Below are 21836 nucleotides of genomic sequence, written 5' to 3'. Positions count from 1 at the left end.
ATGAGCAATGACTCGGCACGTCTACTTGCAGCAAAAGCACGTCTTGACTATCAAAAACAGCGTATTGCCAGGTTGGCGACGCAGCAGGTCGATGCCCTGGCGCCCCCTGAAGTCCAAGGGATAGTCGACCTAGCGGACGGGACCTTGAACAAGGACGTCCTCGATGCAGACCTTGATGTGCTCATACAGGCATGGCTAAACCTGCCCGACCCAATCCTGGGTGACAAGGACACATTGCAACTGGAAATGGCTATCGTTGACGGGCCAGGTGTCGGTGACTTTCTGGAAGTTGGCGCCAGCGCCCAATACGATAAGGACAGTGTATTCCCTACGACGCTGCAGATCCCCAAAGCTGATTACCCCCGTGATGGCAAGCGCCAACTGCGCTATAGAATCGACAGGTACAATACACCTACGCCAGAATACTCTCCCGCAATCGATCTGATTTTCGATAAAACACCACCGTGGGATGCTGTTGAACCTGAACCAGCGGCACTCAATGGAAACGTGGTGACAGACGCTTTTTTCAGCACCAACCCAAACGGCCTGACAGTAACATTACCGCCTTATACTGATCAGGACGAAAAGGATACTTACGCACTTTATTACTCTGACACCGTTCCGGTTGAGGGGCAAATACCGCCCCCCATTGGTCATGGCACACTACCCGCGAACCGGGAACTGCTGATAACCAAGACCGACATAGAAAGCCTGAGTGACGGTCACTTCTACATTGTTTATATCCTGTTGGATAAAGCTACCAACCGCAGCCGCATCTCCAAGATCGCAGAGGTTTATGTAAACCTTGGGTCATTACCCACCGCGCTGCAAGCGCCGGTAGTACCCCTCGCCCAAGGTGATGGCATGATCGACCTGGCCGATGCGCAGGCAGGCGTCACGGTTGAAGTCGACTATACCAACTACCGGAGAAGCGACATTGTCGAGGTCACCTGGGGCGCCTCCAAACCTTTCACCGAAGAGATTGGCTCGCGTAATCTGCCGTTTTACATCAGTGTACCGCCCGATCGCCTGCGTGAAGCCTATGGCGCCGCAGATACCGAACTAGAGACCGACGTCAGTTATCGTGTACTGCGCCATGGTGTTCCCTATGGCCCAGAAAGCACCACACTGAAGGTTGATTTCTCTGTCGCAGGCCCCGACCGCCCCGACCCCGACCCCACTTGGCCAGACCCCATCAACAGCAAACTCGACGCCCCTGCGGTCTGGGGCAAGAACTCTCAACAGGAAAACGTGCTGGATCGGAGTGATACCGGCGAGGCGGCAACGTTCAAGGTCAAACGTCATGACGATGCCAAAGATACTGACATCATGGAATTCTATTGGGCCGGCACGCTGGTCACCGAGGCTAGGTATGATGTCGATTTAAGCCACCCTGCAGATATCGAGCGGCCGCTTCCCTGGACCTACATACTTAATGCCAGCAATAACCCCACGCTACCGGTGCACTACACCATCCGCAAAGCGACCGGGGTAGGTAACGAGCAAAATTCGCCTACTGCAGTGGTCAATGCCAACGCCGTTGTCATCGAGCCGGACGCTCCCGAGTTTCAACGTCTGTACAATAATAGATTCCTCAACTGTGAATCCCTTTGGGAAGATCCACTGAACCCAACTGGCGACCCTGCGTTCAAGGTGTTCGTGCCACCACTGAACCAGTACCTGCCCAATGGCGTTGAGGTAACCCTGACATGGACTGGATGGGGTGGCTACACCGGGGATAATGAGATCCCGGCAGCCAGATTGACCGAGCCCCGCACAATCAACGCAGCAGAAGCGGCTGCGGGCTTTTATTGGGAAGTCAAACCCTACAATCCCCACATCCTCAGTATCTATGACCCCACTGGTTTTGGCGCGGATGGTCGCGGCCGCGTGCAGTACAGCTTCCAGCACGGGGGAGAAACCGTCACATCGAAAACAGCCGAAGCTGTGGTCAGCCTGGGCACTGCTGGAACAGGCACCTGTGCGGTTCCATGAACGGGGCGCCCAAGGACGGGCTGGCAAGGTAGCCCGCGCTCATAGATAGGAAAAGCCGCGAGCTTAATCAGGCTTTTCCTACAGGAAATATCCGCTAAATCCATAGACTTCGGCGCCAATGGCCAGCCTGCAACAGGCGCTGGCCGGTTCCGACTTGGACAAGACACAGGTATTCGTATGTCAGCATTCTCCCCCTTGCCCCTACGCCAGGTTCTGCGCGCAGCCACATTGGCCCCTGCGCTCCTGCTCAGCCCGGACAGCTGGGCCCAGACACCGATCAAGAATGACACAACGATCGATGGCAGCGCAGCACTTGACAACTACACGGTAATGGACGGCGCCACCCTCACGGCCAACGGCGCCATTACTCGTGACATCAGGGTGCTGGAGGGCTCAAGGCTGGTGCTCAATGGTAGCCAGGTAAACGCCACTGGCAACGCCGCAGGCCTGCGCATCAGCGCGGCCGGGGCCACTATCAGCAACAGCCGCGTGACATCTGCCTTCCAGGGCCTGTCCATAGGCAGCGACGCACGGGTTGACGCGTTTGACAGCACCATCAGCGGCGGCGCGGTGGGCGCGGTCATCAACAATAGCCTGTTGACGCTGTCAGCCAGCCAAGTCACTGGCACCAACACCAACAGTGCCGGGATCAACCTGTTCGATGGCAACCTGCAGGCCACTGCAGGCAGCCGCATCGTCGGCGACCAGGATGGCCTCCGCGTGCGTGGCGACAGCGGCCAGCCCGCCGGAACCAGCACAGTGGTACTGGATGCCAGCCACGTAGAGGGCCTGAACGGTTCTGCCATTGCCGTCGCTACGGCGGGGAACGCACCGGCGAGTGCCAGGATCGAGGTATTGAACGGCTCCACCCTCAAGGCCGGTAATGGCACACTGGTGGAAGTCGGCGCCGTCGGCACCGCCGATATCCTGGTCAGCGCCAGCGCCCTGGAGGGCGATATCGTCGTCGCCGAAGGCGGCAGCGGCAAGCTGACCTTGGCCAACCAGGCAACCCTCAAAGGCCGCCTGCACAACCTTGACCTGCTGGCCTTGAACAGCGGTGGCCAATGGACCATGACTGGCGACGCACAGCTCAAGGACTTGGCGCTGGACGGCGGCGCAGTGGCGTTTGGTGATGATGGCGAGTTCTACACCTTGCAGGTGGCCAACCTGGAAGGTAGCGGCACCTTCATCATGAACGCCGACTTTGCCGACGGCAAAAGCGACCTGCTCGAGGTGACGGGTGCCGCCACCGGCAACCATGAGATCCGCGTGACCAGCACAGGCAAAGACCCGCTGGCCGACACCGAACTGCATCTGGTGCATACCGCCGCAGGCGATGCGAGCTTCTCGCTGGCGGGCGGCCCGGTTGACCTGGGCACCTTCGCCTATGGCCTGACCCAGCGCGGTAATGACTGGTACCTGGACGCCTCGATGCGCTCGCTCAGCAATGGCACCAAGACCATCCTGGCACTGGCCAATACCGCCCCTACCGTCTGGTATGGCGAACTTACCACCTTGCGCAGCCGCATGGGTGAGGTACGCCGTAACGACGGCGCATCGGGTGGCTGGATGCGCAGCTATGGCAACCAGTTCAACGCTTCTACCTCCGGCTTCGGCTACAAGCAGCAGCAACAAGGGCTGTCGTTCGGTGCCGACGGTCGCCTGCCAATCGGCGATGGCAACTGGCTGATCGGGGTCACAGCGGGCTACAGCAACTCAGACCTCAACTTGCAGGGCGGCAGCTCGGGCAAGGTCGACAGTTACCACATGGGGGCCTACACCACTTGGCTCGACTCGCAAAACGGCTACTACTTCGATGGCGTTGTAAAAGTCAACCGCTACCAGAACCGTGCCGATGTGCAGTTGAGTGATGGCAGCAAGACCAAAGGCGACTACAGCAATCACGGCATCGGGGTGTCACTGGAGGCCGGTCGGCATATCAAGCTGGAGGATGGTTACTTCATCGAGCCTTATGCCCAACTGGCAGCCATGGCCATCGAAGGTCAGTCGTATCACCTGGCCAATGGCTTGCAGGCCAGCGGTGACGACACCCGCTCGCTGCAGGGCAAGCTGGGTACAACTGCCGGGCGCACCTTCGACTACGGCCAGGGCCGCATGATTCAGCCTTATGTACGGGTTGCCGGGGCTCACGAGTTCGTCAACAACAACCGCGTGAAGGTGAACGGCAACAGCCTCGACAATGACCTGGCGGGCTCGCGCGCCGAACTGGGCGCCGGTGTGGTGGCAGCCTGGGACCAGCAATGGCAGGTACATGCGGAGTTCGACTATGCCAACGGCGAGCAGCTCGAACAGCCTTGGGGGGTGAGCGTGGGCGTCCGTTACAACTGGTGATTGCAGCACCCTGCGGCGCAGTCCGGCGCACGCAGGGCACAAATCAGCACTCAATGCTTGTCCTTGACAGGAGACCAAGCCATGCCATTGATTACCCTGATCCGTTCACTCTGGTCCTCGCTCAAGGGGCGGACCACTCAGGCAGACCCACTCGATCCACCCGAGATCGCGGCGCTGCTACCAGACCTTGAGGGTGGCGAAACCCATTTACTGCGTTTCAGCGCAACGCATCAGCCGCTTGAAGTCAGGTTCAAGATGTGGAAGAACTCCAATCCCGCAATGGGTGAGGAAACGCTGACGCTGTACTGGGACGATACAGCAGTCGCTCAAAAGTCATGGACAGCGCCGGTGCCCGAGGACGACCTGTTCCTCCACGTACCGCAACACCTGTTGCTCAGCGAGGGGAGACATACCCTGTTTCATCATGTAAAGCTCTACAGCGGCAACCCTTCGTCTTCACTACCCTTTCACATCACCATCGACCGAACGCCCCCTCAACTACCGGCGGACAACATGCTGGTGTTCGACCCTGAGGTAGTCCAAAACGGTGTCACCGACGCCTATCTGGTGGAGCACAATGAAGAACTGGAGGCCACTGTGCCCCTTTATTCAGGTATCCGTGTGGGTGATGTGCTGACCTGGTATTGGTCCACCTCCCCCTCCGGCATGCACCAGGCGGGGAGCAGGCCCGTAACACAGGGAGACATCAACAAACCGCTGAAGGTGATCATCCCAGGCAAGCACATCCGTGATATGGCTGACGGCCTACGCTATGCGCGGTACACGGTTCAGGATTATTTGGGCACGCCAGAACTACAGTCGCAAATTGTGCTGCTGGACGCCAAACCCACTCCGTTACCCGTGAACTTCTCCACACCCTACCTGAAGGAAACGGGCAGTACGGGAAGCAGCAGCACGCTGGACCCGGTTCGGGCCTCGAATGGCGCAACCATCATCATAAAAGCGGGTAACCCCTTCGAGCCCGCTGACAGCGTGAGGGTATACTGGGCAAACCCAGGGGAACACGGCGCCTATGACGCCCCCGTCGAGGTGGCTACCGGCGACATTGCCTGCCCCATCCCCAGAACCAACGTTGCGGCACGCATGGGCAGTAGCCTTGCGCTGTATTACACGGTAACCCGTCGCGGCACAACTCATACATCCGGGCTTCACACGCTGACGGTACGAACCCCCACCAATCTGCCCGCGCCTCAGTGTGAGGCGATCCAGAGTGGTGAGCTGAGCCTGAGTGGGATGGGAGACCAAGCCACCTTTACCCTCAACACGTGGCCACTCAGGGATACCAGTCAGTTCGTCAGGCTGCACATCACCGGCAAGCGTAACGATGGAGGCGACGCTCCTGTCGTGGTCACAGACGCGACCCCGGTAACGTCGGCAACAGGGATCATGACGGTAGGTTCGGTAACCCCGGCAGCGCTGAGCGTGTTCACGGTCTCTTATCAGATCGACATCCTGTGCTATTTCAGCGTGGACAACAAACTCACCTGGATCCCGTTCCCTTACGTACCCGTGACACTGGTGGGTTGACAAAAACCACTCCCTCTGCTGATCAAGGAAACCGGCTTCGACAAGGAACCACGCCCTCAAAGCCCCCGCAGGCTTTGCACTGTCGTCTGTGCGAAGGGCGCCTAGCAGTGGCACATTGAATTTCAAGGCTGATGATGGATTCGGGCGAACTGCGCTGAAACGAAAAAAGACGCCGAAGCGTCTGTTTTCGAGGATTTACAGAATCTCATGGAACTCTGTAGATCTTGATTTGGAGCGGGAAACGAGACTCGAACTCGCGACCCCGACCTTGGCAAGGTCGTGCTCTACCAACTGAGCTATTCCCGCAATTTGAAGCTTTACCACGTTCGGCGTGAAGCGCCTTTACAGCCTTCACCACCACTGCACCGCATAGACGCCACAGTATTTAAACTGGAGCGGGAAACGAGACTCGAACTCGCGACCCCGACCTTGGCAAGGTCGTGCTCTACCAACTGAGCTATTCCCGCATTTGGCGTCCCCTAGGGGACTCGAACCCCTGTTACCGCCGTGAAAGGGCGGTGTCCTAGGCCACTAGACGAAGGGGACACACAACACTTTTCAGTGCACCAGAACATGAACCTCACGATTCAGCCTGGATTTTCTTTTCCTGCCCCGCCGTTAAGCAGTGCCGGAGAAACTGGAGCGGGAAACGAGACTCGAACTCGCGACCCCGACCTTGGCAAGGTCGTGCTCTACCAACTGAGCTATTCCCGCATTGGCGTCCCCTAGGGGACTCGAACCCCTGTTACCGCCGTGAAAGGGCGGTGTCCTAGGCCACTAGACGAAGGGGACACGCTGCTGGCATTACTGCCTGCTTTCACTCCCTGCCGCGTTTCGCTGTGTGCTTTACGCTGCAAGTGGCGCGCATTCTATGGATGGTTCGGGAAGGCGTCAACCCCTTTGTAGAAATTTATTTAAATCAATGACTTCCGGGTACACCCAGCGCTGTTTTGGTACCCCTGCCAGGGTTTGGCGTTGATTTTCTGGCGTCAAGTCAGCATTAATGTGCCAGCATCCAGTCATGGCACAGTTTGCCGATAGAAAAAGAGAATGGCTGTCAGGGCCTCTCGCGAGCAATCTCGCTCCTACACTCAATCATGCAAACCTATTCATGAGGCATTAACGGTGACACCACTTCTGATCACCCTGCTCATCGTGGCGGGCATCGCCTTGCTGATCGTGATCGGCTACCTCAACAATGTGGTCGAGAATGGCAAGCTTGAGCGCGCCCGGATGAAGATCGAGCTCGCCGACCGCCTGCGCCGCTGTGGCGAGATTACCGAGACGTTCCCCGGCCAGTTCATGACCCCGGCCCTCAAGTTGCTGCTGACCCGCCTGGAGCTGAACCTCAACCAGCGCCTGCTGGCGGTGGACAAGCGCAATGCCGAGTACAAGGCGCGCATCGCCGAACTGGAAGGGCTGATTGCCCTGGGTGACAAGATCCCGGTCAACAACCCACCCAACCCGATCCACACCGAGATCAAGGCCAAGGACGTACGCTTCTTGCTGGAGGCGCTGCACAATCAGGTGACCCGCGCTGCCCATGAGGGCTTCTTGCCCGCCGTCGAGGCCAAGCATTGGGTCAAGGAAATCCGCCATATCCTGGTGCTGCTGCATATAGAGTTCTTCAACAACCTCGGCCAACAGGCCCTGCAAAAAGGCCAGCCCGGCCAGGCGCGCCTGGCCTTCGAGCGCGGTGTGCAGTATTTGCGCAAGCAGCCCGAGCCTAAGGTGTATGAAGAGCAGCTGACGTATCTTGAGAAACTGTTGGCCCGGGCCAATGCCCAGGTGCTGGACCGCATGGCACCGGCGGAGGACGAGCACAACGAATTGACCGATGGGCTCAAGACCGATGAGGAAGAAACCTGGAAGAAGAAGGTGATCTACGACTGATTGGTTAACCTGTACCCGCGAAAGGGCCGGGGCTGCTGGCCAATATCCCTGGTCATTCATCGCTGCCGCCGCCACCGTATTCGCGGGTAAACCCGCTCCTACACGGCGGTGTACCCACTTCGGGTGTTGGGCGCAGGCCGTTGTAGGAGCGGGTTTACCCGCGAAAGGGCCGGGGCTGCTGGCCAATATCCCTGGTCATTCATCGCTGTCGCCGCCACCGTATTCGCGGGTAAACCCGCTCCTACACCAAAGGTGGACACACATCGGCGGCCGGACACAGGCCCTTGTAGGAGCGGGCTTGCCCGCGAAAAGGCCGGCACAGGCAACATCGATCAGCAGTCAGTCAACGCCAGAAAGATCGCCGCCAACCGCTCCAGCCCCACTTGGTCCGCCTCGCTGAACCGCCCGACCGTCGGGCTATCCAGATCCAGCACGCCAATCAACCTGCCGTCCTTCACCAACGGGATCACCAGCTCGCTGTTGGAGGCGCTGTCACAGGCAATGTGGCCCGGGAATGCATGTACATCCTCGACCCGCTGGGTCTGCCGCGTTGCCGCCGCGGCCCCGCACACACCTTTACTGAACGGAATGCGAACACACGCCACCTGGCCCTGGAACGGGCCCAGCACCAGCTCTTCGTTGCGGTTGAGGTAGAACCCCGCCCAGTTCAGGTCGTCCACCTGGTTATACAGAAACGCGGAAAACTGCGCGGCGTTGGCGATGAAGTCACGCTCGTCGGCGAACAGCGCCTGCACTTGCGCCGCCAGCAGGTTATAGCCTTCGAGGCCGGCGCCACTGGCATTGAGGTCGATCATTTACTTTTGCTCCAGCAATTGCAGCCCGACCCAGTAGCGGGCGAACTGATAGGCACAACGGCCATTACGGTTACCGCGGCCGGTGGCCCAGCGCACGGCGAGGATGTCGAGTTCTTCGGTGCGCTGCCAGGCAAGGCCTGCAGGTTGCGCCAACTGGCCAATCCAGTGCTCCACAACATTCAGGAAATGGTCCTGGGTGAACGGGTAGAACGACAGCCACAGGCCAAAACGGTCAGACAGGGCAATCTTGTCCTCCACCGCTTCGCTGGGGTGCAGCTCGCCGTCGACACGCTTCCAGTTCTCGTTGTCGCTTTCCTTCTCGGGCACCAGGTGGCGGCGGTTGGAGGTGGCGTACAGCAGCACATTGTCCGGGGCCTGCTCCAGCGAGCCGTCGAGCACGCTCTTGAGCACCCGGTAGTCGCCCTCCCCGGCTTCGAACGACAGGTCGTCGCAGAACAGGATGAAGCGTTGCGGCAGCTTCTGCAGTTGCTCGACCACCCGCGGCAGGTCGGCCAGGTGGTCACGTTCGATTTCGATCAGGCGCAGGCCGGCGCTGGCGTGCTCGGCCAGCAGGGCACGTACCAGCGACGACTTGCCTGTACCACGCGAGCCCCACAGCAACGCGTGGTTGGCTGGCAGGCCGTTGATGAACTGGTGGGTGTTGCGGCCCAGCTGGTCGCGCTGTTTGTCGATACCGATCAGGTCAGTCAGGCGGATGTCCAGGCTGACGTCCAGCGGCAGCAGGTAGCCGCTGCGGCCATCACGCTGCCAGCGCGCGGCCAGTGTGGTGCCCCAGTCGATGTGCGGGCGTTGTGCCGGCAACAGGGGTTCAAGGCGCGCCAGTACCGATTCGGCGCGGTCCAGAAAAGCGATCAAGCGAGCGTCCATGACGACTCCTAACAATTTCAGTTTTTTGGAGGCCGCTGCGCGCCCCTTCGCGGGCTTGCCCGCTCCCACAGGGCTTGCCTTCAGCCTGGGGCTAAGCTGTACCTGTGAGAGCGGGCAAGCCCGCGAAGGGGCGCCAAGCGGCCCCCGCTTGGCGATCAACTGAAATGAACAGACAGACCCACCAGCAGCCGGGGCTATTCGGCTATGCTTGCGCAGCGCAAGGAACGGGAAACCGGCTCGGGACTCATGGATATCAAGTTCACCAATCGCCTGTCATACAAGCAAGCCCGGTTGACAGTCCTGGTCGGCTTCATCCTGGGAACATTGCTCAGTCTCATCCAGATCGGCATCGATTATGCCAGCGAAGACGCGTCCATCAACCGTGAAGTGAACGCGTTGCTGCAAATCAGCCACAACCCGGCCTCGCGCATCGCCTACAACATCGACTCGGAACTGGCGCTGGAGCTGACCCGCGGCCTGCTGCAGTCGCCGGCCGTCATCCGCGCACGACTGATCGACAACAACGAAACGGTACTGGCCGATGTCGAGCGGCCAAAACTGCAGGACCGCTCCCGGCCACTCAGCGACTTCCTGTTCGGCGAGCAACGCCAGTTCAAGGAGCGCCTGTACCTGACCCAGATGCCGGAGCAATACCTGGGCACCCTGTACCTGGACATCGACACCTTCGCCTTCGGCAGCCGCTTTCTCGAACGTGCCGGCATCACCCTGCTCAATGGTTTTGCCCGCAGCCTGGTGCTCACCGGCCTCCTGCTGGCGCTGTTCTACATGATGCTGACCAAGCCGCTGGTGACGGTGATTGGCGCACTCAGCGGCAGCGACCCGCGCAAACCCCGGCAAACGCGCCTGGAATGCCCACACGGACATGAGCACGACGAAATCGGCGTGCTGGTGAAGGTCGCCAACCAGCAGTTCGTCAGCATGGCCACCGAGATCGAACAGCGGCGCACTGCGGAAAACCGTCTGACCCAGTACCTGAACGAGCTGGAAGACATCGTGTCGGCGCGCACCAACGAGCTCAAGGCCAGCAACAGCAGCCTCAGCCTGTCCAACCAGGAGCTGGAACAAGCCCGCAGCCGAGCGCTGGACATGGCCCAGGCTCGCGCCGCCTTCCTGGCCAACATGAGCCACGAAATCCGCACCCCGCTCAACGGCATGCTGGGCATGATCGCCCTGGCGCTGGACAACCCGCTGCCCAGCGAACAACGCCAGCAACTGGCTATCGCCCACGACTCGGGCAAGGTGCTGGTAGAGCTGCTGAACGATATTCTCGACTTGTCCAAGTTCGATGCCGGCCAGCTGGAACTGGAACGCATTGCGTTCGACATGGGCTCGATGGTGGAAGACACTGCCAACCTGCTGTCGCAGAACACCGCGCAAAGTGTGGAGCTGACCTGCCTGATCGCCAGCGACTTCCCCAGCAGCGTGCTCGGCGACCCCACGCGTGTGCGGCAGATCGTCAGCAACCTGCTGTCCAACGCGCTGAAATTCACCCGCTTCGGCCGCGTCGATGTGCGCTTGGCGGCCATTGTCGGTGGTGTGCGTCTTGAGGTACGGGATACCGGCATCGGCATCCCCGAAGACGCCCAGGCGCGCATCTTCCAGCCTTTCACCCAGGCCGGCGCCGGCATCACCCGCCAGTACGGTGGCACCGGCCTGGGCCTGGCGCTGACGCGCAACCTGTGCAAGGCCATGCAAGGCCACCTGCACATTCGCTCCGAGCCGGGCTTTGGCAGCAGTTTTACCGCCGAGCTGCCGCTGACCGTGCACACCGAAGCCATCCCGCCAGCGCCCTTGCATGGCCGCGTGGCCGCACTGAGCGCAGCCGGCAGCGGGCTCAATGAACTGTTACATGACTTGCTGCCCGCCTGGGGCCTGACCTACCAGCGCCATGACAGTTACGCCACGCTGGATGCGGCAGTGGTCGACCTGTTGATCACCGACGACGTCGAGCACCTGTTCGAACTGCGCCCGGCATTGAAAACCCCGATTCTGCTGGTGACTGCCTACGGCAACTTCCTGCCCAACGAGCAGTCCTTGGCCTTGGCACCGCTGCACCAGCTGGCCCGACCATTGGCACGCAACGCCCTGTACCAGACCCTGCGCCGCACGTTGCAAGGCCATGAGCCCGAACACCCGCTGGCCATCCCGGTCCTTACCCAGGAGCAAGGCCGTGCGAGGATACTGCTGGTAGAAGACAACCCGGTGAACCAGCTGGTGGCCAAGGGCATGCTGGCCAAGCTCGGCTGCCAGGTGCAACTGGCCACCCAGGGTGCGGAAGCCCTTGAGCTGCTGGCGCGTGAGGAATTCGACCTGGTGCTGATGGACTGCAACATGCCGGTGATGGACGGCTACGAGGCCAGCCGGCGTATCCGCCAAAGCGGCCGCTGGCCCGAGTTGCCCATCGTCGCCCTCACCGCCAACGCGATGCCCGAAGAGCGCGAACGCTGCCGGGCGGCGGGCATGAACGACTACCTGGCCAAGCCTTTCCGCCGCGAAGAGCTACTGGCCCTGGTCGACCATTGGGTGCCCTTCAGCGGCTGAGCAATCGCTCGATGTCCGCCTCCAGGGCCTGTGGCTTGGTGGTGGGGGCATAGCGCTTGACCTGGCCACTGGCCGGGTCGACCAGAAACTTGGTGAAGTTCCACTTGATCTTCTGGCTACCCAAAATACCCGGGGCGCGTTGCTTGAGTTCAACGAACAGAGGGTGAGCGCCCGGGCCGTTGACCTCGACCTTGCGAAACAGCGGAAAACTCACGCCGAAATTACGCTCGCAGAACTGCGCAATTTCCCGCGCATCGCCAGGTTCCTGCTTGCCGAACTGATTGCACGGGAAACCCAGTACCACCAGGCCACGGTCGCGGTAGGCCTGCCACAGTTGCTCCAGGCCTTTGTACTGCGGGGTAAATCCGCACTGGCTGGCGGTATTGACCACCAACAGCACCTTGCCCGGGAAGTCGCCGAGCGTCTTGTGCTCGCCGCCCAGGGTCACGCAGGGGATGTTCAGCATCGTTGCAGCCATGATCGGGCTCCGGTCAGTCGCGCGGACGAAGGTCGATGCACACCGAGTTGATGCAGTAACGCAGGCCGGTCGGTGGCGGGCCGTCAGGGAACACATGCCCCAGGTGCGCGTCGCAACGGGCACAGGTGACCTCGGTGCGGATCATGCCGTGGGACGTGTCGCGGATCTCGATCATCGCGCTGTCCTCGATCGGCGCGTAGAAGCTCGGCCAGCCGCAGCCGGCGTCGAACTTGGTCTGCGCATCGAACAGCGGCAGGCCGCAACAGATACAGTGGTAGATGCCGTCGCGGCGCTCGCTGTTGTACTTGCCGCTGAATGGCCGTTCGGTGCCCTTGAGGCGGCAGACCTGGTACTGCTCGGGGTCGAGCATCGACCGCCATTCGTCCAGGGTTTTTTCGATCTTTTTCATGTAGAAACCTCGGCAGGCTGAATTTCACCCCACACCGTCTTTTCCGGGGCGCGGGTGGCACGTATATTAGTTGGCTTCGTGTGCCAGGCGTTCAGTCTGGCACCCGCTTCCTGCCCTTTCAAACCTTTCGGCGGGGCGTAGCGCGTTTTCTCAATCGGGATCCCATCATGCAGTTCAGCAAATCGAACAAGCTCGCCAATGTCTGCTACGACATTCGCGGCCCAGTGCTCAAGCACGCCAAACGCCTGGAGGAGGAAGGCCACCGCATCCTCAAGCTGAACATCGGCAACCCGGCGCCGTTTGGCTTCGAGGCGCCTGATGAAATCCTTCAGGATGTGATCCGCAACCTGCCCACCGCACAGGGCTACAGCGACTCCAAGGGCCTGTTCAGCGCACGCAAGGCCGTGATGCAGTACTGCCAGCAGAAGGAAATCGAAGGCGTCACCATCGAGGACATCTACCTGGGTAATGGTGTGTCCGAGCTGATCGTCATGTCGATGCAGGCGCTGCTCAACAACGGCGACGAAGTACTGATCCCGGCCCCCGACTACCCGCTGTGGACAGCCGCCGTGAGCCTGGCCGGCGGCAAGCCGGTGCACTACCTGTGCGACGAGCAGGCCGACTGGTTCCCTGACCTTGAGGACATCAAGGCCAAGATCACCCCGAACACCAAAGCGCTGGTGATCATCAACCCGAACAACCCGACCGGCGCCGTCTACTCCAAGGAGCTGCTGCTGGGCATGCTGGAGCTGGCGCGCCAGCACAACCTGGTGGTGTTCTCCGACGAGATCTACGACAAGATCCTGTACGACGAAGCCGTGCACATCAGCACCGCCTCGCTGGCCCCGGACCTGCTGTGCCTGACATTCAACGGCTTGTCCAAGTCGTACCGGGTGGCGGGTTTCCGCTCCGGCTGGCTGATCATCTCCGGGCCCAAGCACCACGCACAAAGCTACATCGAAGGCATCGACATGCTGGCCAACATGCGCCTGTGCGCCAACGTGCCGGCCCAGCACGCCATCCAGACCGCGCTGGGCGGCTACCAGAGCATCAACGACCTGGTGCTACCGCCAGGCCGCCTGCTGGAGCAGCGTAACCGCACCTACGAACTGCTCAACGATATCCCCGGTGTCAGCTGCGTGAAGCCGATGGGGGCGCTGTATGCGTTCCCGCGGATCGATCCGAAGGTTTGCCCGATCCTCAACGACGAGAAGTTCGCCCTTGACCTGCTGCTGTCAGAGAAGCTGCTGATTGTACAAGGGACGGCGTTCAACTGGCCGTGGCCGGACCACTTCCGCGTGGTGACCTTGCCGCGCGTGGATGACCTGGAAGCAGCAATTGGCCGGATCGGCAATTTCCTGAAGGGTTATTCGCAGTAGGATTTGATGGGAGCGCCGTGGGGGCGACGAGAGGTTCGACGAGGTGGTGGTGGTGGGGCGCAGATCGAGCGCCGCCCGCGCGGCGCTTCGCGGGTAAACCCGCTCCTACGTTTGTTTCGGGCCAGTCCATCCTGTGCCAGGAGCGCGCGATCGCCTTGTTCGTACGACGCGATATCGAGCCATGCGCCAGGGCGTTCGCGCGCAAATCCCACAGGCATAATTGGCCCGAAACAAACGTAGGAGCGGGTTTACCCGCGAAGCGCCGCGCGAGCGGCGCTCGATCTCACAGGCGCCACACCACTTGCGGCAAACACCCAGCGGCCTTGACGCAACCCCAAGCCGAATGTTTCTTACATCCTGCAACGCTCTATCCCACAGCCCACACGCCATCCTCTGCCATACTCCGCCGTACACAGTTTGAAATAGTCCCCCGATTGAATCGGCGCGGCAGGCCCCTTATATACCCCGCAGTAAGCGACAACTCATCCGTCAGGAGAACGTAACAACCATGATGCGCATTCTGTTGTTTGTAGCCACCAACCTCGCGGTGGTGCTGGTTGCAAGCATTACCCTGAGCCTGTTCGGTTTCAACGGGTTCATGGCCGCCAACGGGGTCGATCTGAACCTCAGCAGCCTGCTGGTGTTCTGCGCCGTGTTCGGCTTTGCCGGCTCCCTCGTCTCGCTGTTCATCTCCAAGTGGATGGCGAAGATGACCACCGGCACCCAGATCATCAGCCAGCCGCGCACCCGCCACGAGCAATGGCTGCTGCAAACGGTCGAAGAGCTGTCCCGCGAAGCGGGCATCAAAATGCCTGAGGTGGGTATCTTCCCGGCTTACGAGGCCAACGCCTTCGCCACCGGCTGGAACCGCAACGACGCGCTGGTCGCGGTGTCCCAGGGCCTGCTGGAGCGCTTCTCGCCCGATGAAGTGCGCGCGGTACTGGCCCACGAAATCGGCCACGTTGCCAACGGCGACATGGTCACCCTGGCGCTGGTGCAGGGCGTGGTGAACACCTTCGTGATGTTCTTTGCACGCATCATCGGCAACTTTGTCGACAAGGTCATCTTCAAGAACGAAGAGGGCCAAGGCATTGCCTACTATGTGGCGACCATCGTTGCCGAGCTGATCCTTGGCATCCTGGCCAGCATGATCGTGATGTGGTTCTCGCGCCGCCGCGAATTCCGCGCCGACGAAGCCGGTGCGCAGCTGGCCGGTACCGCGGCAATGATCGGCGCCCTGCAGCGCCTGCGCGTGGAACAAGGCCTGCCAGTGCACATGCCGGACACCATGAAGGCCTTCGGCATCAATGGCGGCCTCAAGCACGGCCTGGCTGGGTTGCTGATGAGCCACCCACCGCTGGAAGACCGCATCGAGGCCCTGCGCCAGCGCGGCTGATCCACCTGATAAAAACAAAGGGCGACTTCGGTCGCCCTTTTTTATTCACCCGGCCTCACGCAGTTTCTGAGGGAGCGGGCGCGCCCGCGAACACCGGCAAAGCCGGTGCCATCTACCGCGTCGCCTGTTTCGCGGGCACGCCCGCTCCCACATGGGCCGGCGCAGCCTGCCCTATCTGCTTACCGGCTGAGCCGGTACACCCGCTCCAACAAACTCGACGCCCCGGCCTGCACAAACTTCGGGCTCTCCTCAATCACCTCCACAGCCTCCAGTTGCTCCACCTGCCACCCCGCAAACCCCTGCCTCAGCTCTTCATCCCTGACCGAAAACGGCGGCCCGGCCAACAATGACTGGTCATACTCCAGCGTCACCACCAACCCACGGCAATTCGCCGGCAGCAAACCCGACAACAGCTGCATATACCGCGCACGCATCTGCACCGGCAGCGCAATCACCGCCGCCCGGTCATACAGCCCCACGCAGTCAGCCACATCCTCTGCCCGCAAGGCAAAGAAGTCGCCACACCACAGCTGCACATCTCCACTGCGCCAAACCTCAAATGCGCCCTGCTGCCGCACTTCGGCCTCAAGCCCGTGCTCACGGAAAAAATCCTCCACCGCCCGCCGCGACAGCTCCACACCCAATACGCGATGGCCCTGCCCTGCCAACCAGGCCAAGTCCAGGCTCTTGCCACACAACGGCACCAGCACACGGCTGCCGGGCGCCAACTGCAACTGTGGCCAATACGTCTGCAGATAGGGGTTCACCTGCGCTTGGTGAAAGCCGATCTGGTTGTCGGCCCACCGTTGCTGCCAGAACGCTGGTTCCATGATCACTCCCGATTTTTTGATGATTTGTCGGTAAAACTTGGTTTGGATTTCGATCTGTACTTAATCGAAGATGGTTGCATCTTAACCTTCAGGACCCCGCCATGCTGCCCAGCCTGTTCATTTCCCATGGTTCCCCCATGCTTGCCCTGCAACCCGGCGCCAGCGGGCCGGCACTGTCCGGGTTGGCCAACGCGCTGCCTCGGCCGAAAGCGATCGTGGTGGTGTCGGCACACTGGGAAAGCCGCGAGCTGCTGGTCACCGGCAGCGCACAGCCCGAAACCTGGCATGACTTCTACGGCTTCCCACCGGCCCTGTATGCGGTGCAGTACCCGGCGCCGGGCGAGCCCGGGCTTGCTGGCCAGGTCAGTGAGCAGTTGAAGGCTGCGGGGTTACCCGCGCGGCTGGACATGCAACGCCCATTCGACCATGGCGCCTGGGTGCCGCTGTCGCTGATGTACCCGGATGCGAGCATTCCCGTGGTGCAGGTTTCCCTGCCCAGCCACATGGGGCCGGCGCTGCAGCTGAAGGTGGGCCAGGCACTGGCGGGGTTGCGTGCCGAGGATGTACTGCTGATAGGTTCGGGCAGCATTACCCACAACCTGGGTGAGCTGGACTGGCATGCAGGGCCGGATGTGATCGAGCCGTGGGCGCTGGCGTTCAGGGATTGGGTGGTAGACCGGCTGCAGGAGGATGACCAGGCGGCGTTGCTGGATTACCGGCAGCAGGCGCCGTTTGCGGTGCGCAACCATCCCAGTGATGAGCATTTGCTGCCGCTGTTCTTTGCCCTTGGGGCCGGGAGCAAGTTCGGCGTGGTGCATCAGGGATTTACCCTGGGCGCGCTGGGGATGGACATCTATCGGTTCGACTGAAGGGCCGCTTCGCGGGCAAGCCCGCTCCTACAGGTACTAAACAGGTACTGAAATCTGTGGGGTACCTGTAGGAGCGGGCTTGCCCGCGAAAGGGCCGGTACAGGCAAAAAAAATCCCCGACCTAAGCCGGGGATTTTTTCATTACGCCAGGATCAATCCTCGCGGTAGCGACGCAGCTTCAGCTGCTTGCCAGCCACGCGGGTGTCCTTGAGCTTGGACAGCAGCTTCTCGAGGCCGTCTTCCGGCAGCTCGACCAGGCTGAAGCTGTCGCGCACCTGGATGCGGCCGATAGCGTCACGCGCCAGGCCACCTTCGTTGAGGATCGCACCCAGCAGGTTCTTGGCAGCGATACCATCACGGGCACCCAGGGCGGTACGGCAACGCACGCGGCCTTCGGCCAACGGCAGCGGTGCACGGCGCTCACGGTCACCACGATCAGGACGCTCGCCACGCTCACCGCGCTCGGTACGCTCACCACGCGGGGCGAAGCTCGGCACCAGCGGCTGCTCACGCTCTACCGCCGCCAGGTCCAGCGCCTGGCCATTGGTGGCCTTGCGCAGCAGGGCCGACGCCAGGGCGCGCGCGCTGCAACCGAGGTCGGTGGTCAGGCGGTCGAACAGCTCGCCATGGGTGGCTTCTGCTTCGGCTACCAGCGGCGCCAGGCTCGAGGTCAGCTTCTTGATGCGGGCATCCAGCACGGCCTGGGCATTCGGCAGGCGCGCTTCGGCAACCTTCTGCCCGGTAACACGCTCGATCACCTGCAGCATGCGGCGCTCACGCGGGGTAACCAGCAACAGTGCACGGCCATCGCGACCGGCACGGCCAGTACGGCCGATACGGTGTACGTAGGACTCCGGGTCGTACGGCATGTCAACGTTGAATACGTGAGTGATGCGCGGTACGTCCAGGCCACGGGCAGCGACGTCGGTGGCGACGACGATGTCCAGGCGGCCATCCTTGAGCGAGTCGATCACGCGCTCACGCTGGTTCTGGGCGATATCGCCGTTCAGTGCAGCAGCCTTGTAGCCTTTGGCTTCCAGCGCGGCGGCCAGGTCCAGGGTGGCTTGCTTGGTACGCACGAAGGCGATCAGCGCGTCGAACTCTTCCACTTCCAGCAGACGCAGCACAGCCGGGATCTTCTGGTCCGCGTGGACCATCAGGTGGGCCTGCTCGATCGCGGTAACGGTCTGGGTCTTGGTCTGGATCTTGACGTGTTTGGGTTCACGCAGGTGACGCTCGGCGATCGAACGGATCGACGACGGCAGGGTTGCGGAGAACAGTACGGTCTGACGGGTAGCCGGGATTGCGTCGAAGATCACTTCGAGGTCGTCCATGAAGCCCAGCTTCAGCATCTCGTCGGCTTCGTCCAGTACCAGGTACTGTACGGTCGACAAGACTTTTTCGTCACGACGCAGGTGGTCGCACAGACGGCCCGGGGTGGCCACGACGATTTGCGCGCCGTTGCGGATCGCACGCAGCTGTGGGCCCATCGGGGCACCACCGTAGACGGCGACAACGTTCACACCCGGCATCTGCTTGGCGTAGGTTTCGAAAGCGGTAGCAACTTGCAGCGCCAACTCACGGGTTGGCGCCAGGATCAGGGCTTGCGGTTCGCGCTTGCTCACATCGATCTTGTTCAGGATCGGCAGGGCGAAGGCAGCGGTTTTGCCGGTGCCAGTCTGCGCCTGGCCGATCATGTCGTGACCGGCGAGGATGATCGGGATCGATTGTTGCTGAATGGCGGACGGCTCTTCGTAGCCGGTAGCCACAACGGCAGCAACAATGTTCGGGTTAAGATCGAGAGCGGCGAAGCCGCCGGTTTCCTGGGTCATGGGTCTGCCTCTAGGTGCATCCGCAAAGACCCATGCTCCAAAGCTGCACATGCCTTGAAAGACCGTCAGGTCACCCAGGCAGCTTTGGCGGCGGGGATTTGCGAAAACGATTGAAAAAGAAAACTTGGGAAGGTCCGCCTAGCGGACGCGCAGCCGAAGCTGGACTCGGAGGATTTGCACCACCTGATTTTGAGGTCCGCTAAAAGACCGGCGCGTACTATACCTGAAATAGTCGCGTACGTGAGGAAAATTTTCATGGAGGCAGGGCCAGTATCGGGCCATCGCGCGCAACAGGCTGAATCGATAATCCCTTTAAGCCTTACGCGCTCGGTGTCGGAGCGGTTGAGCCTTTCAGGTAGCCGGCCGAATCTCGCGGATCAGCCCCTCGAGGCTGTACCCCAAACGCGGCGCCAGCGCCTCGGCCCGGGCTCTCAAACCGTCCAGGTCCAGCGACTGCTCCAGGTCTGCCGGCACCAGCAGAATCACATTGCCCTCCTTCACAGGCAGTTCCCAGTAATGCCGGTGGTACAACCCGCGCAGCAATGCCGCGCCCAGCGGCCTGCCATCATCAGTGGCCCATTGGTTGATCACCAGCCAGCCGCCCGGGTTCAGGTGCTGCTGGCAGTTCTCCAGAAAGTTCCACGCCAGGTGCCCGACCCCAGGACCATGGTCGGTGTACAAGTCAACGAACAGCAGGTCGGCCTTCTCTGCCGTGGGCAACAGCTCCAGGGCATCGCCGATGCGCACATACAGCCGCGGGTCGTCGTCCAGGCCCAGGTAATCCATGGCCAGGCGCGGCACATCCGGGCGCAGCTCGATGGCCTCGATGTCTTCCAGCGGCAGGAACTTCATGCAGGCCTGGGTCAGCGTGCCGGCGCCCAGGCCCAGAAACAGCGCACTCTCCGGCAGTTCGTGACACAGCGCCCCCACCAGCATGGCGCGGGTGTAGTCGTACTCCAGCCAGCTGGGGTCGGCCGTGAACACGCAGCTTTGCTCGATCGCATCGCCGAATTCCAGAAACCGGTAGTCGTCTACTTCGTACACGCTGATGACGCCAAAAGCATCTTCTACCCGTGCCAGCAGCCGCTCTTGCCGTTCCGCCGTCATGTCCACCACCCACCTGCGCAAAAACGCGCATTGTCCGCCAACACCCTTGATGCAACAAGCGCAGCGCCAACTGTTACCATGGCCCATAGCCTACAACCGACAAGACCGAGCCCAAGATGAACCAACCGTGGAGCCCCGACAGCTGGCGCGCCCTGCCGATCCAGCAGCAACCGACCTACCCCGATGCCGCGCACCTGCTGAAGGTTGAACAGACCCTGGCCAGCTACCCGCCGCTGGTGTTCGCGGGTGAGGCGCGCGAGCTGCGCCGGCAGTTCGCCGAGGTCACCGAAGGCCGTGCCTTTCTGCTTCAGGGCGGCGATTGCGCCGAGAGCTTCGCCGAGTTCTCGGCTGCAAAAATCCGCGACACCTTCAAGGTGTTGCTGCAAATGGCCATTGTCATGACCTTTGCCGCCGGCTGCCCGGTGGTGAAAGTGGGGCGTATGGCCGGGCAGTTCGCCAAACCGCGCTCATCTGGCGATGAAACCATCGGCGACGTCACCCTCCCCGCCTACCGTGGCGACATCGTCAACGGCATCGGTTTCGACGCCAAAAGCCGCATTCCGGACCCGGAACGCCTGCTGCAGGCCTACCACCAGGCCACCGCCAGCCTCAACTTGCTGCGCGCGTTCGCCCAAGGCGGGTTTGCCGACCTGCACCAGGTGCACAAGTGGAACCTGGACTTCATTGCCAACTCGGCGCTGGCCGACAAGTACCACCAGTTGGCCAATCGCATCGATGAAACCCTGGCGTTCATGCGTGCCTGTGGCCTGGACAGTGCGCCGCAACTGCGCGAAACCAGCTTCTTCACGGCCCACGAAGCGCTGCTGCTGAACTATGAAGAAGCCTTCGTGCGCCAGGACAGCCTGACTGGCGACTACTACGACTGCTCGGCGCACATGCTGTGGATCGGCGACCGCACCCGCCAGCTCGATGGCGCTCATGTGGAGTTCCTGCGTGGCGTGCACAACCCGATCGGGGTCAAGGTTGGCCCGAGCATGAACCCCGAAGAGCTGATCCGCCTGATCGACACGCTCAACCCGGCCAACGACCCGGGGCGTTTGAACCTGATCGTGCGCATGGGCGCGGGCAAGGTTGGCGACCACTTGCCGGGGCTGATCCGCACTGTCGAGCGCGAGGGGCGCAAGGTGCTGTGGAGTTCCGATCCGATGCACGGCAACACCATCAAGGCCAGCAGCGGTTACAAGACCCGCGATTTTGCGCAGATTCTGGATGAGGTGAAGCAGTTCTTCCAGGTACACCAGGCCGAGGGCAGCCATGCCGGCGGTATCCATATCGAGATGACTGGGCAGAACGTCACCGAATGCATCGGCGGTGCCCGGCCGATCACCGAGGATGCGTTGTCTGACCGGTATCACACCCATTGTGATCCGCGGATGAATGCCGATCAGTCGCTGGAGTTGGCATTCCTGATTGCCGAAACCCTCAAGCAGGTGCGGCGCTAAGCGCTTTTCGCTTTTCGCTT

At 61.4% G+C, this 21836-nt stretch carries 15 protein-coding genes, 5 tRNA genes and 1 pseudogene; 9 read left to right on the top strand and 12 right to left on the bottom strand.

Annotation, left to right across the window (positions count from 1 at the left end; translation table 11 throughout):
- The 3 genes from ACF8FG_RS02080 to ACF8FG_RS02070 all read left to right on the top strand — a co-directional run bounded on the left by ACF8FG_RS02080 (position 1) and on the right by ACF8FG_RS02070 (position 5895).
- Positions 1-1995 (top strand): hypothetical protein, encoded by a 1995-nt coding sequence (locus tag ACF8FG_RS02080; RefSeq protein ID WP_318078795.1) that lies wholly within the window; start codon positions 1-3, stop codon positions 1993-1995.
- Between the two features lie 177 nt (positions 1996-2172).
- On the top strand, positions 2173-4347 hold the full coding sequence (locus tag ACF8FG_RS02075) for an autotransporter outer membrane beta-barrel domain-containing protein (RefSeq protein WP_019437428.1): 2175 nt from the start codon (positions 2173-2175) through the stop codon (positions 4345-4347).
- Between the two features lie 81 nt (positions 4348-4428).
- Complete coding sequence (locus tag ACF8FG_RS02070) at positions 4429-5895, top strand: hypothetical protein (protein WP_019437429.1); 1467 nt, start codon at positions 4429-4431, stop codon at positions 5893-5895.
- A 230-nt stretch (positions 5896-6125) separates the two neighbouring features.
- Here ACF8FG_RS02070 and ACF8FG_RS02065 read toward each other — a convergent pair.
- The 5 genes from ACF8FG_RS02065 to ACF8FG_RS02045 all read right to left on the bottom strand — a co-directional run bounded on the left by ACF8FG_RS02065 (position 6126) and on the right by ACF8FG_RS02045 (position 6687).
- Positions 6126-6201, bottom strand: a tRNA-Gly gene (locus ACF8FG_RS02065).
- An 85-nt stretch (positions 6202-6286) separates the two neighbouring features.
- Positions 6287-6362: transfer RNA gene (locus tag ACF8FG_RS02060), tRNA-Gly, on the bottom strand.
- Positions 6363-6365: 3 nt separating this feature from the next.
- Positions 6366-6441: transfer RNA gene (locus ACF8FG_RS02055), tRNA-Glu, on the bottom strand.
- 92 nt (positions 6442-6533) lie between these two features.
- Positions 6534-6609: transfer RNA gene (locus ACF8FG_RS02050), tRNA-Gly, on the bottom strand.
- Positions 6610-6611: 2 nt separating this feature from the next.
- Positions 6612-6687 (bottom strand) — tRNA-Glu (locus ACF8FG_RS02045).
- A gap of 333 nt (positions 6688-7020) precedes the next feature.
- Here ACF8FG_RS02045 and ACF8FG_RS02040 point away from each other — a divergent pair.
- Positions 7021-7788, top strand: coding sequence for a hypothetical protein (locus ACF8FG_RS02040; protein WP_267273729.1), 768 nt, complete (start codon positions 7021-7023; stop codon positions 7786-7788).
- A 332-nt stretch (positions 7789-8120) separates the two neighbouring features.
- Here the strand turns inward: ACF8FG_RS02040 and ACF8FG_RS02035 are convergent, their stop codons facing one another.
- A complete protein-coding gene (locus ACF8FG_RS02035) occupies positions 8121-8603 on the bottom strand; it encodes a GAF domain-containing protein (protein WP_014591947.1) in 483 nt (160 codons plus the stop codon).
- Positions 8604-9491, bottom strand: coding sequence for an ATP-binding protein (locus tag ACF8FG_RS02030; protein ID WP_014591948.1), 888 nt, complete (start codon positions 9489-9491; stop codon positions 8604-8606). It lies immediately after the preceding gene.
- A gap of 204 nt (positions 9492-9695) precedes the next feature.
- Between ACF8FG_RS02030 and ACF8FG_RS02025 the strand changes: the two genes are divergently transcribed.
- A complete protein-coding gene (locus ACF8FG_RS02025; protein WP_318082109.1) occupies positions 9696-12053 on the top strand; it encodes a response regulator in 2358 nt (785 codons plus the stop codon).
- Here ACF8FG_RS02025 and ACF8FG_RS02020 read toward each other — a convergent pair.
- Together ACF8FG_RS02020 and msrB are read right to left on the bottom strand one after the other, a co-directional pair.
- Positions 12043-12531 carry a glutathione peroxidase gene (locus tag ACF8FG_RS02020; protein WP_010952902.1) on the bottom strand — a complete coding sequence of 163 codons (489 nt, stop codon included), beginning with the start codon at positions 12529-12531 and terminating at the stop codon, positions 12043-12045. The two genes, ACF8FG_RS02025 and ACF8FG_RS02020, sit on opposite strands and share 11 nt — an antisense overlap.
- 13 nt (positions 12532-12544) lie before the next feature.
- Positions 12545-12940 carry a peptide-methionine (R)-S-oxide reductase MsrB gene (msrB, locus tag ACF8FG_RS02015; protein ID WP_010952901.1) on the bottom strand — a complete coding sequence of 132 codons (396 nt, stop codon included), beginning with the start codon at positions 12938-12940 and terminating at the stop codon, positions 12545-12547.
- Positions 12941-13107: 167 nt separating this feature from the next.
- Between msrB and ACF8FG_RS02010 the strand changes: the two genes are divergently transcribed.
- Positions 13108-14319 carry a pyridoxal phosphate-dependent aminotransferase gene (locus tag ACF8FG_RS02010; protein WP_012271123.1) on the top strand — a complete coding sequence of 404 codons (1212 nt, stop codon included), beginning with the start codon at positions 13108-13110 and terminating at the stop codon, positions 14317-14319.
- 508 nt (positions 14320-14827) lie between these two features.
- Positions 14828-15715, top strand: coding sequence for a protease HtpX (gene htpX, locus ACF8FG_RS02005; RefSeq protein WP_010952899.1), 888 nt, complete (start codon positions 14828-14830; stop codon positions 15713-15715).
- A gap of 179 nt (positions 15716-15894) precedes the next feature.
- Here htpX and ACF8FG_RS02000 read toward each other — a convergent pair whose 3' ends face one another.
- Positions 15895-16545 (bottom strand): thiopurine S-methyltransferase, encoded by a 651-nt coding sequence (locus tag ACF8FG_RS02000; protein ID WP_014591951.1) that lies wholly within the window; start codon positions 16543-16545, stop codon positions 15895-15897.
- Positions 16546-16646: 101 nt separating this feature from the next.
- Between ACF8FG_RS02000 and ACF8FG_RS01995 the strand changes: the two genes are divergently transcribed.
- A complete protein-coding gene (locus tag ACF8FG_RS01995) occupies positions 16647-17414 on the top strand; it encodes a DODA-type extradiol aromatic ring-opening family dioxygenase (protein WP_392518595.1) in 768 nt (255 codons plus the stop codon).
- Between the two features lie 152 nt (positions 17415-17566).
- Here ACF8FG_RS01995 and ACF8FG_RS01990 read toward each other — a convergent pair.
- A pseudogene (locus ACF8FG_RS01990) lies at positions 17567-19280 on the bottom strand (DEAD/DEAH box helicase).
- A gap of 317 nt (positions 19281-19597) precedes the next feature.
- Positions 19598-20353, bottom strand: a complete 756-nt coding sequence (locus tag ACF8FG_RS01985) for a spermidine synthase (protein WP_003247095.1) — start codon at positions 20351-20353, stop codon at positions 19598-19600.
- A gap of 116 nt (positions 20354-20469) precedes the next feature.
- On the opposite strand from ACF8FG_RS01985, the gene ACF8FG_RS01980 reads away from it, so the two are divergent.
- Entirely contained in the window at positions 20470-21816 is a 1347-nt protein-coding gene (locus ACF8FG_RS01980) for a class II 3-deoxy-7-phosphoheptulonate synthase (protein WP_010952895.1), read from the top strand.
- Positions 21817-21836 lie beyond the last annotated feature (20 nt).

The sequence above is a fragment of the Pseudomonas sp. YQ_6 genome (assembly GCF_043103245.1).
GTDB classification, from domain to species: domain Bacteria; phylum Pseudomonadota; class Gammaproteobacteria; order Pseudomonadales; family Pseudomonadaceae; genus Aquipseudomonas; species Aquipseudomonas alloputida.
Note: the sequence above shows the minus strand (reverse complement) of the source record. Positions and strands in the feature narration are given on the sequence as shown.

Excerpts from the sequence above, each read along its gene's own strand:
- msrB (WP_010952901.1), bottom strand. The coding sequence starts at position 12,940 with ATGAAAAAGATCGAAAAAACCCTGGACGAATGGCGGTCGATGCTCGAC.
- ACF8FG_RS01995 (WP_392518595.1), top strand. The coding sequence starts at position 16,647 with ATGCTGCCCAGCCTGTTCATTTCCCATGGTTCCCCCATGCTTGCCCTG.
- ACF8FG_RS02075 (WP_019437428.1), top strand. The coding sequence starts at position 2,173 with ATGTCAGCATTCTCCCCCTTGCCCCTACGCCAGGTTCTGCGCGCAGCC.
- ACF8FG_RS02010 (WP_012271123.1), top strand. The coding sequence starts at position 13,108 with ATGCAGTTCAGCAAATCGAACAAGCTCGCCAATGTCTGCTACGACATT.
- htpX (WP_010952899.1), top strand. The coding sequence starts at position 14,828 with ATGATGCGCATTCTGTTGTTTGTAGCCACCAACCTCGCGGTGGTGCTG.
- ACF8FG_RS02025 (WP_318082109.1), top strand. The coding sequence starts at position 9,696 with ATGCTTGCGCAGCGCAAGGAACGGGAAACCGGCTCGGGACTCATGGAT.
- ACF8FG_RS01980 (WP_010952895.1), top strand. The coding sequence starts at position 20,470 with ATGAACCAACCGTGGAGCCCCGACAGCTGGCGCGCCCTGCCGATCCAG.
- ACF8FG_RS01985 (WP_003247095.1), bottom strand. The coding sequence starts at position 20,353 with ATGACGGCGGAACGGCAAGAGCGGCTGCTGGCACGGGTAGAAGATGCT.
- ACF8FG_RS02030 (WP_014591948.1), bottom strand. The coding sequence starts at position 9,491 with ATGGACGCTCGCTTGATCGCTTTTCTGGACCGCGCCGAATCGGTACTG.
- ACF8FG_RS02070 (WP_019437429.1), top strand. The coding sequence starts at position 4,429 with ATGCCATTGATTACCCTGATCCGTTCACTCTGGTCCTCGCTCAAGGGG.
- ACF8FG_RS02020 (WP_010952902.1), bottom strand. The coding sequence starts at position 12,531 with ATGGCTGCAACGATGCTGAACATCCCCTGCGTGACCCTGGGCGGCGAG.
- ACF8FG_RS02035 (WP_014591947.1), bottom strand. The coding sequence starts at position 8,603 with ATGATCGACCTCAATGCCAGTGGCGCCGGCCTCGAAGGCTATAACCTG.
- ACF8FG_RS02000 (WP_014591951.1), bottom strand. The coding sequence starts at position 16,545 with ATGGAACCAGCGTTCTGGCAGCAACGGTGGGCCGACAACCAGATCGGC.
- ACF8FG_RS02080 (WP_318078795.1), top strand. The coding sequence starts at position 1 with ATGAGCAATGACTCGGCACGTCTACTTGCAGCAAAAGCACGTCTTGAC.